Genomic DNA, 14,107 nt, shown 5'->3' with positions numbered 1-14,107 from the left:
AGACCACGCCCATCCAACTCAGCTCGAGGAAAAGACGATGACGGGAAAAGTCATGGAATGGGCGCCGTTCAGGCTACGCTCCGACGTATCCGAAGGCGCACTTTTGGAGGCGGCTGCGAGAATGCAGGATCGTTTTTTGAAGCAGCAGCCCGGCTATCTCAACCGCGAACTGGTGCGCGGCCGTGACGGCAGCTATGTCGACGTCATTTGGTGGCGCTCCCATGCCGATGCGGCGGCCGCCATGCCGAAGGTGCATGCGAGCAAGGATTGCCTCGACTATTTCGATCACATGCAGATCGATTCCGCCAATGCCGGCACCAGCGTGCTGCATTTCGAACAACTGCGGAGCTTTTGAGGAATAGGCATGGCTGAACGCCTGAAGGATCATTTCGGCGCAGAAGTGCCGGCCCGCATCGCCGATATGATCGGTGCGGTGCATCCGCCATTCGACCGGAAAGGTTTCATCGCCGCGACATTGGATGGATATGAGCCGCTGGAGCTGATGGACCGCGGGCGGGCGATTGCGCGCACGCTGAAGGCGTTCTTGCCCGGAGATTATCCCGAGGCGGTCGATATTCTCATTCGGTCGCTGGGGCCGGAAATGGATGGCAGCGACAATTTCGGCATGACGCCGTTTCTGTATCTGCCGCACACGATCTTCGTCGCCGACAACGGCATCGATCATTTCGAGCCATCCATGCGGGCGCAATATGAGCTGACCAAGCGCTTCACCGCCGAATTCTCCATCCGCACCTTCCTCGACAAGAGGCAGGATGAGACGTTGGAGCGGCTACGCATCTGGAGCGGCGACGCCAATGTGCATGTCCGGCGGCTGGTGTCGGAAGGCACTCGCCCACGCCTTCCATGGGCACAACGACTCCGCGCCTTCCAAGCCGATCCGACGCCGGTGCTCGAGCTGCTGGAATTGCTGAAGGACGATCCCGAGCTTTACGTCCGCCGTTCCGTCGCCAACAATCTCAACGATATTGGCAAGGATCATCCGGGCATTCTCATCGACACGGTACGGCGCTGGAGCGTGGATGCGCCTAAGGAACGTCAGCGCCTCATCCGCCATGCGCTGCGCTCCGCCGTCAAACGTGGCGAAGCGGATGCGATCGGCGCCATGGGTTATTCTGCCGCCGAAGGCATTCGTGTCGGCAGCGCGGAGATAATTCCGGCGAAGGCGCAGATGGGCAATATCGTCCGTATCGGCTTTTCCCTCGTCAACGACGGAGACGCAGCGCAATCGCTGCTGGTCGATTTTGCCGTGCATTTCGTCAAGGCCAACGGCTCGGCCAGGCCGAAGGTCTTCAAGCTGACATCGGTTTCATTGGCGCCCGGCGAAACGGCGCAATTCTCCAAGGCATTGCGTCTGGATGACCTGACGACGCGCAAGCATTATCCAGGGCTCCATCGGATCGACGCGATGGTCAATGGCGTGGCGATGAAAGTCGGGGAGTTCGTGTTGGATTAGCGGCTGAGACCGGTTTCAGCTACTCCGCGCGACCGCCGCCATCTCTTTTAACGCCTCGGCCGTTGCTTGATCTGCGGGAAAAAGGGATTCGATTGCCAGCTCCGCAAGGGTGATATCGACGGGCGTGCCGAAGATGGTGGTTGTCGAAATGAAAGAGAGGCGTCCGGCGTCGGTGATAAGCTCCAGAGGTACGGCGATACCGGCATAATCGCGATCAGGCGAGCTTGGCCTATGGGCTGCCGGTGCGGGATAGGCCGAGAGTTCCTTCAGCAAATCGGAGAGCACCGGATCGCCGGTCGCAATGATCTGCTGGCGCAGCCTCTCCAGCAGATGCGCGCGCCATTCCGGGAGATTGAAAATATGCGGCGCAAGGCCGTCAGGATGCAGGCTGAGCCTCAGGACATTCACCGGTGGCTTGAGCAACGCAACGTCGGCGACCCCGGAGAGCAGGGGCGCGACCGCGTCGTTCGCGGCGACCAAGGTCCAATGCCTGTCGATCGCAAGGGCGGGAAAGGGTTCGTGGCCCTTGAGAATGATATCGATTGCGCGGCGCGCGGGAGCCAGCGCCGGGTCTTCCAGCGAGCGCTCCGGGAAGACCGGCGCGAAGCCAGCGGCCAGCAGCATCGGATTGCGTTCGCGGAGCGGCACGCCGAGCCGTTCCGCAAGATGGATCAGCATCTCGCGGCTTGGAAGTGCGCGTCCGCTTTCGATGAAGCTGAGATGCCGTTGCGATATCTCCGCTTCGAGGGCGAATTCGAGCTGGCTCAAATGGCGGCGCTGCCGCCATTCGCGCAGGTAATCGCCGAGAGAGCGGCCGGGCACCATCATAGGGCGGCCGGGGCCTGATCAAGAAAGCCGTGAACCGTTTTCAGCCGCTCGCCGTCGAGAATGGCGAAGTCCGTGCCCTTGATCAAAGGCTCGTCACCTTCCGCGCCAAGGTTCCAGGAGAAACGAAGGTTGTCACCGTGGCGGTCGGCTGGACCTGCCAGCGTGAAGCGGAGGCCGGGAAGGCGGGTGTGTACGGCGGCGACCAGTGCGTCGATCTGCTCATGGCCTTCGCCGCGCATAAGTGGATCGACGTAAGTGCAGGATTCCGTCCAAGCCTCGGTGATGAGGGCGCGGCGCCGTTCGGCATCGGTCTCGTTCCAGACAGCGAGATAGCGTTCGGCAATGGTTGTCGCATCGGTCATCGGGTCAACTCCTTTGGATCGCCTGAACATTCAGACAAGGCGATCATGGGTGAGCCCTTCACCACTATCAATTACGTGGCAGGTAATCAAAGCAGCCTGTTTTAGAACCCTAGCCAGACGCGAACGGGATTGGTCGGGTCGGCCAGCAGCTTGATGGCGAAGGCGATGCAGACGATCACCAGTAGCGGCTTGATCAGTTTCGCGCCGATACGCATGGCAAGCCTTGAACCAAGTTGAGCGCCGAGGAACTGTCCGAGCCCCATGGTCAGGCCGACCTTCCAGAGAATGGCGCCGGAGAAGATGAAGACGATCAAGCTGCCGAGGTTGGAACCGAAATTCAATAGCTTCGTATGAGCCGTCGCTTTCAGCATGCCGAAGCCGACAAGCGTGACGAAAGCGAGCATGAAGAACGAGCCGGTACCGGGGCCGAAGGCGCCATCGTAAAAGCCGATCAGCGGCACGAAGGTGAAGCCGAAAAGCGCGGCACTCATGCGGCCATGTTTTTCGATATCGTTGAGATTAGGCTTGAAGGCGAAATAAAGCGCGATGGCGATCAACAGGAACGGCAGGATGATGCGCAGCACGTCGCCTGGCATGATCGTCGCCAGCGCTGCGCCCAGCATGCCGCCGATAACCGCCATCAGCGCCATCGGCAATTGCGTGCGAAGCTGCACATGGCCCTGGCGGGCATAGGCGATGGTCGCGGAGGCGGCGCCGCAGATCGATTGCACCTTGTTGGTGCCGAGCGTCTGCAATGGCGGAATGCCGGCCAGCAGCATGGCAGGCACGGTAATCAGCCCGCCGCCACCGGCGATGGAATCGACAAAACCGGCGAAGAAGGCGGCGGCGAAGAGCAGAAGCAGCAGATGTAGGGTGATGTCTTGCAAGGCGAGGAACTCGAAGGCGTGTGATTTCGTATGTCTTCTGGCACTGCAATTGCTTCAGGGCAATTGCTACAGGGACACACCAAGTGAAATTGACGGGCAGGGGGATGGTTCTGTAGACGGTCAGGTGAGTGCGTTTTTGCCGTGCCTCTGTGCCTGGCCCTCACCCTAACCCTCTCCCCGTTGAAACGGGGAGAGGGGACGACGGAGCAAACATTCGGCCTCGCTGCTAAATCACCAGCATTGCGGGCCATGGGTGCTCCCTCTCCTCGCATTGCAGGGAGAGGGACCAGGCACAAAGGTGCAGCGAGACAGGACGTGCTTGACTATAATCGCCGTCGCTGAGGTCCCATATGACATCACATCCTCAACCTAATGCCCGCCGTTACATCCTCGGCCTCGGCTGCGAGCGCGGTACGGACTGGAACGATGTGCGCTTGCTTGCCGAACGGGCGTTGCGGGAGAGCGGGATAGAGGTCGCTCAGGTCCTTGCGATCGCCTCTCTCGACACGCGGAGTAACGAGCCGGCGATCCTGGAGACGGCTGCTCATCTTCAACTGCCGCTGCGTTTTTTCGACGCCGCAACACTGGAGCGCGAAACGCCTCGCCTGAAGAACCCATCCGAGTTCGTCTTTGCCCGCGTCGGCTGCCATGGGGTTGCCGAGGCGGCTGCGCTGGCGGCGGCTGGACCGATCGCTGAGCTTGTTCTACCGAAAATCAAATCCGGCTTTGCCACCGCCGCAATTGCGAAAATCGGTTGATTTTTTGGTTCCCCGGCCGCGATTTCTCGCAATCTGTGACGAAATCGCGCGAGATTGCATCCGATATTGCAGAAATGGCGACTGCGGCTATGGTGGGGCATTTCGCCGGCCGCTGCCCACATGCGTCCCGGCGACTTCGGAGCATGATCCCAAGAACTGCAGGGCAGTCTTTGGACAAGATCAAGCTGATCAAAAGGATAACAAGGAAAAATCATGCACAAGGTCATTTACGACACGGACCCTGGCGTCGACGACGCCATGGCGCTTCTCTTTCTGCACCGCCATCCGGATATCGATCTTCTCGGCATCACCACCGTGTTCGGCAATGCTTCCGTCGACACGACGACGCGCAATGCGCTGTTTCTGAAGCGCGAGTGGAACATTCCGTGCCCGGTTGCCCGCGGCGCCAGCGTCACGTTCGATCCGTCGCGAAAGGAGCGGGATTGGCCTACCTTCGTGCATGGCCACAATGGTCTCGGCGATATCGAAGTGCCGGCAACGATCGATCTGCCGGCCGATCCGCGTCCGGCTCATCAGTTTATCATCGATACCGTGCGCGCCAATCCGGGCGAGGTGACGCTCGTCGCTGTCGGCCGCATGACCAATCTGGCGCTGGCCCTGAAGCACGATCCGGAGATCACCAAGCTGGTGAAAGACGTCGTCATCATGGGCGGCAATTTCTATGTTCCGGGCAATATCACGCCGGTGGCGGAAGCCAATATCCACGGTGATCCGGAAGCCGCTGACGTCGTCATGACTGCGGCCTGGAAAGTCGTGGTCGTCGGGCTCGACGTAACCGCGGTCACGACGATGAGCCGCAGCTATCTCGCCGACATGGCAAAGGCCGGCGGTCCGTCCGTGCAGTTGCTCTCCGACCTGTCGCAGTCCTACATCGATTTCTACAGCCATGCGGTGGATGACGGCATGATGGTGCACGATAGCTGTGCCTGCGTCTATGTCGTGGCGCCGGAACTGTTCGATACCATAGAGGGTTCGGTGCGCGTCGTCTGCGGCGGTATTGCCGACGGCCAAACGATCGTAAAGCCCGACGGCCGGCATTTTCCGCCGAATGAATGGGACAATCTGCCGAGCCAAATCGTCTGCACCGGCATCCGCTCGCAAGCGGTTATCGACCTGATCCGCGACGTGATTCTCGGCAAGGCAAACCATTGACGCAAATTCGGAGAGGGCGGCTGTGCTGCCCTCTTCGAATGCTTCTTATTCGAAGAATTATCTATTTTATAATATTATCAAATTGTTGCGCTGGCGCCCTGACAATTTGAGTCAGAGATTTCCGACAATGTATCGGCTCTTCCTTCCGACGTCTTCGTCGCCCTGGGGCAATTGAATAGCGCATCGTTGCTGCTGCCGAGACCCGATCTGCCCTATCATTCGGGGAGGGAAATGAGACTTGAGCCGGAGCGGCCTTATCCCATTCTCAAGATTGCAATTTTGGCCATCCGGGCATAGGACAGGTGGGATGAACGATACCGCATTTTCCAATCTGCCGGCGCTTGAGCCGGGCTCCGTCTGGCTTGTCGGCGCCGGGCCGGGCGATGCTGGGCTTTTGACCCTGCTGGCGGCGAAGGGACTGGCCGATGCCGATATCATCGTGCACGACGCGCTCGTCAACGAGGACTGCCTGAAACTCGCCCATCCCAGTGCGATACTGGAATATGCGGGCAAGCGTGGCGGCAAGCCGTCGGCCAAGCAGCGGGATATATCCCTGCGTCTTGTCGAGCTGGCGCGGGCGGGCAAGCGGGTACTGCGGCTGAAGGGCGGCGATCCCTTCGTGTTCGGGCGGGGCGGCGAAGAAGCGCTGACGCTGGTCGAACACGGGATTCCGTTCCGCATCGTGCCCGGTATTACCGCCGGTATCGGCGGCCTTGCCTATGCCGGCATTCCCGTCACCCATCGCGACGTCAATCATGCCGTCACTTTCCTCACCGGCMACGATTCCTCTGGCGTCGTGCCGGACGCGATCAATTGGGAAGCGATCGGCAAGGGTTCGCCCGTCATCGTCATGTATATGGCGATGAAGCATATCGCGCAGATCAGCGCCAATCTCATCGCCGCTGGTCGCTCGGCCGACGAGCCGGTTGCCTTCGTCTGCAATGCCGCGACGCCGGCGCAGCAGGTGCTGGAGACGACGCTCGGGCAGGCCGAAGCCGATGTCGCCGCATCCGGCATGGAGCCGCCGGCGATCGTCGTTGTCGGCAAAGTGGTCAAGCTGCGACCTTCCCTCGACTGGCTGGGCGCTCTATCCGGCCGTAAGCTTCTGCCGGAAACGGACGTGCGGGCGGGGGCGGGTCACAAGGTGCCGGCATGAGCGGCTTGCTGATCGCCGCGCCGTCCTCCGGTTCGGGCAAGACCACGGTCACGCTCGGCCTTTTGCGCGCGTTGCGGAAAAGAGGGATTGCGGTGGCTCCGGGCAAGGCCGGTCCTGACTATATCGATCCCGCCTTCCTCGCCGCCGCCAGCGGTTCGCCCTGCCTCAATTTCGATCCCTGGGCCATGCGTCCCGAGTTGATCTCGGCCAATTCGGCACTTCATCGGGCCGGCGGGCGGATGCTGGTCATCGAAGCCATGATGGGGTTGTTCGACGGCGCGGCGGATGGTTCGGGCACGCCGGCCGATCTTGCCGCCTTCCTTGGGCTTTCCGTCGTGCTCGTCGTCGACGCCTCGCGGATGTCGCAGTCGATTGCCGCGCTCGTCAGCGGCTTTGCCAATTTCCGCGCCGACGTCCGTATCGCCGGCGTCGTCCTCAACCGTGTCGGCAGCKACCGGCATGAGGCGATGCTGCGCCGAGCCTTGGAGGCCGTGCGCGTTCCCGTGGCCGCCGTCATTCGCGGCGACAAGGGGCTGACGCTACCGGAGCGGCATCTTGGGCTGGTACAGGCAGGAGAACATGCCGGGCTTGAGGAATTTATCGAACATGCGGCGGAGACTGTGTCCGAGGCATGCGATTTCGGGCTGCTGCTGCGCGCGGCACATCTGAATATCGTTCGGCCGTCGGTCGCCAACATCGCTCGGCTGATGCCGTTTGGACAGCGCATTGCCGTGGCGCGCGATATCGCCTTCGCCTTCTGCTACGAGCATATGTTGCTCGGTTGGCGGCGCCGCGGAGCGGAGATTTCGTTTTTCTCGCCGCTCGCCGATGAAGCTCCGGCTGATGATGCCGACGCCATCTATCTGCCCGGTGGTTATCCGGAATTGCATGCGGGGAGGCTTGCGACGGCGTCCCGCTTCCAAGAGGCAATCAAGGCAGCCGCCGCGCGAGGCGTGCGAATCTATGGCGAGTGCGGCGGCTACATGGTGCTGGGCGACGGATTGGTGGATGCCACCGGCATGCGTCATGAAATGCTCGGGCTGCTGCCTGTCGTCACCAGCTATGAGAAACGCCAGCGGCATCTCGGTTACCGGCGCGTCGTGCCGCTTGACGGTTCATTCTTCGATCGGCCGATGACCGCGCATGAATTTCACTATTCGACCATCGTTTCCGAAGGTGCGGCGGATCGGCTGTTTACGGTTAAAGACGCGCTTGGGACCGATCTCGGTACGGCCGGCCTGCAGCGCGGCAATGTCGCCGGTTCCTACATGCACCTGATCGATCTTGCCGGTGACGCCGCATGACGAACAGGATCGTACACGGCGGCGGCGTCACGGCGGCGGCTCGTCTTTATGGCGGGTGCCCGGAGGACTGGCTCGATCTGTCGACCGGGATCAATCCCAATCCGATCGCATTGCCTGATATCTCCGTTTCAGCCTGGCATCGGCTGCCGGATCAGCATCTGGTGGAACGGGCGAGGGAGGCCGCGAGGACCTATTATCGCAGCGGCGATATCCTGCCTTTGCCCGTCCCGGGCACGCAATCGGTGATCCAGCTACTGCCGCGGCTCGGAGCGGCAGGCAGCGCGGCGATCCTGTCGCCGACCTATGGGGAATATGCCCGCGCCTTTGCACTGGCCGGTATGCCCGCTGCAAAGATTACTGGCATCGGTGATCTCACTCCCGGACAGCGGTTGGTCATCGCCGTCAATCCTAACAATCCGGATGGCCGAGCGCTATCTGTCGATTTGTTACGGGAACTGCATGATGAGCTGCAGCAGCGCGATGGCATGCTGTTGGTCGACGAGGCATTCGGGGATATGGAGCCGGAAAGCAGCCTGGCGCCTTACGCTTCCTCCATGTCGAACCTCATCATTTTCCGCTCCTTCGGCAAATTCTTCGGCTTAGCCGGGCTGCGCCTCGGTTTTGTCATCGCGCAGGCCCCGATTCTTGAGCGTTTCGAGGATTGGCTCGGCCCGTGGGCTGTTTCCGGACCGGCGCTTTCATTGGCCGCCTCCTTGATGGCCGGTGACACGACTACCATTCGCAACCGCATTCTCGATCGAAGGTCGGCGCTGGATGCAGTACTTCGCCAAGCCAAGCTTCAGGTGGCTGGCGGCACGGGGCTGTTCACGCTTGTTGCCGATGATCGCGCAAGCGACATATATGCACATCTTTGCCGCCATCATATTCTTGTCCGCAAGTTCGACTATGCGCCGAATTGGCTGCGCTTTGGCCTTGCTCCAGACGAGGCGGCAGATCGCAGGCTTGCCGGGGCACTTGAGGCTTATTCGATATGATCATCGACGAACATTTGCTTATCCTCGTTCTGGCATTGCTGTTGGATCGCATCATGGGCGATCCAGATTGGCTGTGGCAGCGTCTGCCGCATCCCGTCGTGCTGTTCGGCAAGGCGATTTCCTTTTTCGACCGCCATTTCAACGTCAGGGATCTGCCGGGCATGGCGCGGCGTCGTAATGGCGTGATGTCGATCATCGCGCTGCTTTTCGGCGCGGTCATTGCGGGCTCAGCCGTGCATGGGCTGCTCGCCTTTTTCGGTTGGTTCGGTATACTGGTCGAAGCGGGCCTGGTGGCGATCTTCCTAGCGCAGAAGAGCCTGGCCGATCACGTCGGCGAGGTATCGAAGGCGTTGCGCAGCGAGGGGTTGGACGGCGGACGCCGCGCCGTATCGCGCATTGTCGGCCGCGATCCTGAGACTCTGGACGAGCCCGGCGTCTGCCGCGCTGCGATCGAGAGCCTAGCCGAGAATTTTTCCGATGGCGTCGTGGCGCCGGCGCTTTGGTATGCCGTTTTTGGCCTGCCGGGCCTGTTTGTCTACAAGATGCTGAATACCGCCGATTCGATGATCGGCCATAAATCCGAGACCTATATCGATTTCGGCTGGGCCGCCGCGCGCCTCGACGACGTCGCCAACTGGCCGGCGGCGCGGCTGTCGATCCTGCTGATCGCCGCCGGTGCGCTCGCCAAGAAGGGGCTTTCGGCACTCGGCAATACGATCCGAGTTGCGGTTCGTGATGGCGGACTGCACCGCTCACCTAATTCCGGCCGGCCGGAGGCGGCGATGGCCGGTGCTTTGGATATCCAGCTTGCCGGGCCGCGCGTCTATGGCGGCGAGGTCGTGCGCGAGCCGATGATCAACGGTTCTGGCCGTGATATCGCCACCGTCAACGATGTCGATAGCGGCATCTCGATCTTCTATTCGGCATGCACGATGCTGACGCTCGTCGCCTTCGCGGCCTTCCTGTTGCTGTTGTGAATGGTCGATCCACGTTAACGAATTGCTCACTATCTGTATTAATCTAGTATAATCAGAGAGCTGATAGTTCTTCCTTTCATCGGAATTGTTTCAAAAAGAAGCAAACGATGGAGGGGCGCAAGATGAAACGGATAGTGGCAGCCGTTGCCGCATGTTTATGCCTGCAGTTTCATGTCGCAACAGCGCAGGCTGGAACTCTTCTCGCCAATGTTGATCTTCGGTCGCAGACCATGACCGTTTCCGAAGATGGTGTTTTCAAGTATCGCTGGAGAGTATCGACGGCGCGCAGAGGTTATGTCACTCCGACCGGCTCCTATACGGCGAAGTGGCTGTCGCGCGATCATCGCTCGAAGAAATACGACAATGCGCCGATGCCCTATGCGGTCTTCTTCAATGGCGGCTACGCGGTGCATGGCACCTATGAGCTGAGGCATCTTGGCCAGCCCGCTTCGCACGGCTGCGTACGTCTGGAACCGCGAAATGCTGCCACCTTCTTCTCGATGGCGTCGCAGGTAGGGTTGAGAAACACCCGGATCATCATCAGCGAGTGATCGCCGCCGCAATACCGCCGTATCTTGCTCGCATGTCGCGCTCTATTCCTGCAATTGCGCAATGGAAGTATTTTTGCTGTTTAGGCAACAGTGCTCCGTCAAATTACTGGAGTCTCAGGTGGAAACCATTGGCTTTTGGAATGGATTTCCCTATGAGGAGGGTTGAATTATCATTTCAAGAGGTATGGGCGTGACTGCTACATTCGACAAAGTTGCCGACATCATCGCTGAAACAAGCGAAATCGACCGTGAAACGATCACCCCAGAGAGCCACACGATCGACGACCTCGGCATCGACAGCCTCGACTTCCTGGACATCGTTTTTGCCATCGACAAGGAATTCGGCATCAAGATTCCGCTGGAACAGTGGACGCAGGAAGTCAACGAAGGCAAGGTTTCGACCGAGGAATATTTTGTCCTCAAGAATCTCTGTGCCAAGATCGACGAATTGCGCGCCGCCAAGGGCTGAGCAACGTTCTTGCTTTTTTTGACGCCCAGCCGCCCCTGAATATGGCGGCCGGGCGGTTTCATTCTTAACTATCGTATCCTGCCCGCGCCATATTGCTCACCGGGTCGGATCGGAGGCATTGATGCTGCTGGAATATTTCCAGATGATTGACCGGGTCGATTCGGTCGATCTGTCCAAGGGCCTTTTGAAGGCGCATTCGGTCGTCCCGGCGAAGAGCCCCGTTTTCGAAGGTCACTTTCCGGGCATGCCGCTCGTTCCCGGTGTCCTTCTGATCGAGACCATGGCGCAGGCGTCGGGCATGCTGGTGCTTGCGGCAACGAAATTCGCCTATATGCCATTCCTGATGTCGGTCGACGGCGCCAAGATGCGCACCTTCGTCGAACCGGAAGCCGAACTCGACATTGAGGCGGAATTGGAGCATGACGGCTCGGGCTTTGCAGTGACAAAAGCGCGGATCACGATCGCCGGCAAGAAGATCTGCGATGCGCAGTTGAAGCTGCGCACCATGCCGTTTAATGAGGTGCCGCTCGCCGATATCGTGCGCAAGCGGGCAGGTGAGGTCGGGCTTCTCGACGCCATCGCCGCCAATGGCTGACGTTTCCGGCTTGCATGGCGCCGCATTCTAAGAGGATTGATGAATGAGCAAGGCTCAGAATGATGTGGTGATCACGGGTATCGGCATCGTTACCTGTCAGGGTGTCGGCAAGGAAGCGCATGTCGCCCTGCTGACATCGGACAAGGCGCCGCCGACCATCGTCGAAACCGAGAAATTCAAGCCCTATCCCGTGCATCCGCTGCCGGAGATCGACTGGTCGCAGCAGATCCCGAAGCGTGGCGATCAGCGCCAGATGGAAAACTGGCAGCGCATCGGCGTCTTCACAGCCGGTCTGGCACTGGATGATGCAGGCTTCAAGGACGATCTCGATGCTTGCGGCAGCATGGACATGATCGTTGCGGCGGGCGGCGGCGAGCGCGATATCAATGTCGATACCTTGATCGTTGACGAAGGCCTGAAGCGCAACGATCGCGAATTACTTCTGAACGAGAAGCTGACGACCGAGCTCCGTCCGACGCTGTTCCTGGCTCAGCTTTCAAATCTGCTCGCCGGCAATATCTCCATCGTCCACAAGGTCACGGGTTCGTCGCGCACCTTCATGGGCGAGGAAGCTTCCGGTATCTCGGCCGTCGAAACTGCATTCCATCGTATCAAGTCGGGCGAATCGAGCCATGCATTGGTCGGCGGCGCGTTTTCGGCCGAACGCCAGGACATGATGTTGCTCATCGAAGCCGTGAATGCGCATGCGATCGGCGACTGGCATCCGCTTTGGTCCCGCAAGCCGGAAGACGGCGGCGGCATGATCATGGGTTCGCTCAGCGCTTTCCTCGTGCTTGAATCGCGCGCCCATGCCGAAGGCCGCGGCGCGCGCATCTATGCAACCATCGACGCCATCGAAGGCGATCGCGGCAATCGCGATGGCGGCAAGTTCGAGGCGCGGCTGGAGCGCCTGCTGGCGCCTGCCAAGGATGCTGAGGCCGAAAGCACTGTCATCTTCAGCGGAACGACGGCAATCCCGGATCTCGCGACGCGCGAGAAGGCCGTACTGGAAACGCAGTTGCCGGCATCGGCCATTCGCGGTTATGCCGGGGTTTCCGGCCACGGGCTTGAAAGCCAGTTTCCGCTCGGGCTTGCTTTTGCCGCTCTAGCGGTCGCCAACAAGGCCAAGGTGCCGCCGTTCGACGCAACGCATGAAAAGCCGATGAATGCCGGCGCGCGCAAAGCAGTCGTGACGACCGTCGGGCATGCGCGCGGCGAAGGCGTCGCCGTAATTTCCGCCGAAGCGTGAGGAGTTAGGATCATGACCGCATCCGCCTATAAGGATCATCTCGGCCGCCCGATCGTCGCCGTCACCGGCATGGGCATCATCACGTCGCTCGGCCAAGGGCTGCAGGATAATTGGAACGCGCTTTCTTCGGGCACGTCCGGTATCCACGGCATCACGCGCTTCCCGACCGACGGCCTTTCGACACGCATTGCCGGTACGGTGGATTTCATCGAGATCCCTGCACCGAACGCCGTCGAGCGCTCCTATGCCTTTGCTCGCGAGACCACGATCGAGGCGCTCGCGCAGGCCGGCATTTCCGGTGATTTCAACGGGCCGCTGTTCCTCGCCGCACCGCCGATCGAGCCGGAATGGAGCGCGCGCTTCGAGTTGGCCGACCGTTCGCCGCCGGCAGATCATCCGGGCGATGCCTATGAGCGTTTTCTCGCGGCGATGCATGAGCGTCCCGATCCGGTTTTCCACGAGGCGGCCCTGTTCGGCGCCATTTCAGAGCGTCTTGCCGACCGCTTCGGCACGCGCGGCCTGCCGGTAACCCTGTCGACCGCCTGCGCATCTGGTGTCACCGCGATCCAGCTCGGCATCGAGGCAATCCGCCAGGGCCGCACCACGCGGGCGCTGACGGTTGCKACCGATGGATCGCTCAGTGCCGAGGCGTTGATCCGCTTTTCGCTGCTGTCGGCGCTGTCGACACAGAACGACCCGCCGACCAAGGCATCCAAACCCTTCAGCAAGGACCGCGACGGCTTCGTGATCGCGGAAGGTGCCGCAACGCTGGTGTTAGAATCACTAGAATCCGCAGTTGCCCGTGGCGCTAAGATCCTCGGCATCATGAAGGGCGCCGGCGACAAGGCGGATTCCTTCCATCGCACCCGCTCGTCGCCGGACGGCGGCCCGGCGATCGCGACGATCCGCGCGGCTCTTGCCGATGCGGGTATGGCCGAGACCGATATCGGCTATATCAACGCGCACGGCACGTCGACGCCGGAAAACGACAAGATGGAATACGGGGCGATGTCCGCCGTTTTCGGCGATCGACTGCCGATGATCCCGGTATCGTCGAACAAGTCGATGATCGGCCATACGCTGACCGCCGCCGGCGCGGTCGAAGCAGTGTTCTCGCTGCAGACCATGCTGACCGGCACGCTGCCGCCGACCATCAACTATAACAATCCCGATCCGTCGATCATTCTCGACGTCGTGCCGAACAAGAAGCGCGAAAAGCAGGTAGGCGCCATTCTTTCGAACTCCTTCGGGTTCGGCGGACAGAACGCCAGCCTTGTCATGGCGCTTGAACCGGCTTAATCGGACCTTCGAACAAAAAGACATTACTGC

16 protein-coding genes are annotated in these 14,107 nt (G+C 60.6%); 13 read left to right on the top strand and 3 right to left on the bottom strand.

What is annotated here, in order from left to right; genetic code table 11:
• The first annotated feature begins 37 nt into the window (after positions 1-37).
• Positions 38-355, top strand: a complete 318-nt coding sequence (locus QD357_RS03320; RefSeq protein ID WP_107108334.1) for an antibiotic biosynthesis monooxygenase family protein — start codon at positions 38-40, stop codon at positions 353-355.
• 9 nt (positions 356-364) lie between these two features.
• Positions 365-1,474, top strand: a complete 1,110-nt coding sequence (locus QD357_RS03315; protein WP_107108333.1) for a DNA alkylation repair protein — start codon at positions 365-367, stop codon at positions 1,472-1,474.
• 15 nt (positions 1,475-1,489) lie between these two features.
• Here QD357_RS03315 and QD357_RS03310 read toward each other — a convergent pair whose 3' ends face one another.
• From QD357_RS03310 to QD357_RS03300, 3 genes are all read right to left on the bottom strand, one after another.
• Entirely contained in the window at positions 1,490-2,302 is an 813-nt protein-coding gene (locus QD357_RS03310) for a helix-turn-helix domain-containing protein (protein ID WP_107108332.1), read from the bottom strand.
• A complete protein-coding gene (locus QD357_RS03305; protein WP_107108331.1) occupies positions 2,299-2,664 on the bottom strand; it encodes a nuclear transport factor 2 family protein in 366 nt (121 codons plus the stop codon). The genes QD357_RS03310 and QD357_RS03305 overlap by 4 nt, the downstream gene beginning before the upstream one ends.
• 101 nt (positions 2,665-2,765) lie before the next feature.
• A complete protein-coding gene (locus tag QD357_RS03300) occupies positions 2,766-3,551 on the bottom strand; it encodes a TSUP family transporter (protein ID WP_107108330.1) in 786 nt (261 codons plus the stop codon).
• Positions 3,552-3,901: 350 nt separating this feature from the next.
• Here QD357_RS03300 and QD357_RS03295 point away from each other — a divergent pair, with 350 nt between their 5' ends.
• The 11 genes from QD357_RS03295 (at position 3,902) to QD357_RS03245 (ending at position 14,077) form a co-directional block, all read left to right on the top strand.
• A complete protein-coding gene (locus tag QD357_RS03295; protein WP_107108329.1) occupies positions 3,902-4,309 on the top strand; it encodes a cobalamin biosynthesis protein in 408 nt (135 codons plus the stop codon).
• Positions 4,310-4,522: 213 nt separating this feature from the next.
• The gene (locus QD357_RS03290; RefSeq protein ID WP_107108328.1) at positions 4,523-5,482 is read left to right on the top strand and encodes a nucleoside hydrolase; all 960 of its coding nucleotides are present in this window, start codon (positions 4,523-4,525) and stop codon (positions 5,480-5,482) included.
• 307 nt (positions 5,483-5,789) lie between these two features.
• Positions 5,790-6,638: a uroporphyrinogen-III C-methyltransferase gene (cobA, locus tag QD357_RS03285; protein ID WP_414124035.1), complete on the top strand. Its 849-nt coding sequence runs from the start codon at positions 5,790-5,792 to the stop codon at positions 6,636-6,638.
• On the top strand, positions 6,635-7,942 hold the full coding sequence (locus QD357_RS03280; RefSeq protein WP_414124034.1) for a cobyrinate a,c-diamide synthase: 1,308 nt from the start codon (positions 6,635-6,637) through the stop codon (positions 7,940-7,942). Before cobA ends, QD357_RS03280 begins: the two co-directional genes overlap by 4 nt.
• Complete coding sequence (gene cobD / locus QD357_RS03275) at positions 7,939-8,937, top strand: threonine-phosphate decarboxylase CobD (protein ID WP_107108325.1); 999 nt, start codon at positions 7,939-7,941, stop codon at positions 8,935-8,937. Before QD357_RS03280 ends, cobD begins: the two co-directional genes overlap by 4 nt.
• Positions 8,934-9,914 carry an adenosylcobinamide-phosphate synthase CbiB gene (cbiB, locus tag QD357_RS03270; RefSeq protein WP_107108324.1) on the top strand — a complete coding sequence of 327 codons (981 nt, stop codon included), beginning with the start codon at positions 8,934-8,936 and terminating at the stop codon, positions 9,912-9,914. Before cobD ends, cbiB begins: the two co-directional genes overlap by 4 nt.
• 122 nt (positions 9,915-10,036) lie before the next feature.
• Positions 10,037-10,465 carry a L,D-transpeptidase gene (locus tag QD357_RS03265; RefSeq protein WP_107108547.1) on the top strand — a complete coding sequence of 143 codons (429 nt, stop codon included), beginning with the start codon at positions 10,037-10,039 and terminating at the stop codon, positions 10,463-10,465.
• A 184-nt stretch (positions 10,466-10,649) separates the two neighbouring features.
• A complete protein-coding gene (locus tag QD357_RS03260) occupies positions 10,650-10,934 on the top strand; it encodes an acyl carrier protein (protein WP_003495848.1) in 285 nt (94 codons plus the stop codon).
• Positions 10,935-11,055: 121 nt separating this feature from the next.
• Positions 11,056-11,529 (top strand): 3-hydroxyacyl-ACP dehydratase FabZ family protein, encoded by a 474-nt coding sequence (locus QD357_RS03255; RefSeq protein WP_107108323.1) that lies wholly within the window; start codon positions 11,056-11,058, stop codon positions 11,527-11,529.
• Positions 11,530-11,572: 43 nt separating this feature from the next.
• Positions 11,573-12,778 (top strand): beta-ketoacyl-ACP synthase, encoded by a 1,206-nt coding sequence (locus QD357_RS03250; RefSeq protein ID WP_107108322.1) that lies wholly within the window; start codon positions 11,573-11,575, stop codon positions 12,776-12,778.
• 12 nt (positions 12,779-12,790) lie between these two features.
• A complete protein-coding gene (locus QD357_RS03245) occupies positions 12,791-14,077 on the top strand; it encodes a beta-ketoacyl-ACP synthase (RefSeq protein WP_107108321.1) in 1,287 nt (428 codons plus the stop codon).
• The last annotated feature ends 30 nt before the right edge of the window (positions 14,078-14,107 follow it).

The sequence above is a fragment of the Rhizobium sp. BR 317 genome (genome assembly GCF_047445835.1).
GTDB classification, from domain to species: domain Bacteria; phylum Pseudomonadota; class Alphaproteobacteria; order Rhizobiales; family Rhizobiaceae; genus Rhizobium; species Rhizobium paranaense.
The sequence above is the reverse complement of the archived record's forward strand: the minus strand, read 5'-3'. Positions and strand labels throughout refer to the sequence as shown.

Coding starts and splice junctions, on each gene's coding strand:
- QD357_RS03250 (WP_107108322.1), top strand. CDS start 11,573: ATGAGCAAGGCTCAGAATGATGTGGTGATCACGGGTATCGGCATCGTT.
- QD357_RS03290 (WP_107108328.1), top strand. CDS start 4,523: ATGCACAAGGTCATTTACGACACGGACCCTGGCGTCGACGACGCCATG.
- QD357_RS03310 (WP_107108332.1), bottom strand. CDS start 2,302: ATGATGGTGCCCGGCCGCTCTCTCGGCGATTACCTGCGCGAATGGCGG.
- QD357_RS03260 (WP_003495848.1), top strand. CDS start 10,650: ATGGGCGTGACTGCTACATTCGACAAAGTTGCCGACATCATCGCTGAA.
- cbiB (WP_107108324.1), top strand. CDS start 8,934: ATGATCATCGACGAACATTTGCTTATCCTCGTTCTGGCATTGCTGTTG.
- QD357_RS03315 (WP_107108333.1), top strand. CDS start 365: ATGGCTGAACGCCTGAAGGATCATTTCGGCGCAGAAGTGCCGGCCCGC.
- QD357_RS03320 (WP_107108334.1), top strand. CDS start 38: ATGACGGGAAAAGTCATGGAATGGGCGCCGTTCAGGCTACGCTCCGAC.
- QD357_RS03295 (WP_107108329.1), top strand. CDS start 3,902: ATGACATCACATCCTCAACCTAATGCCCGCCGTTACATCCTCGGCCTC.
- QD357_RS03255 (WP_107108323.1), top strand. CDS start 11,056: ATGCTGCTGGAATATTTCCAGATGATTGACCGGGTCGATTCGGTCGAT.
- QD357_RS03305 (WP_107108331.1), bottom strand. CDS start 2,664: ATGACCGATGCGACAACCATTGCCGAACGCTATCTCGCTGTCTGGAAC.
- cobD (WP_107108325.1), top strand. CDS start 7,939: ATGACGAACAGGATCGTACACGGCGGCGGCGTCACGGCGGCGGCTCGT.
- QD357_RS03265 (WP_107108547.1), top strand. CDS start 10,037: ATGAAACGGATAGTGGCAGCCGTTGCCGCATGTTTATGCCTGCAGTTT.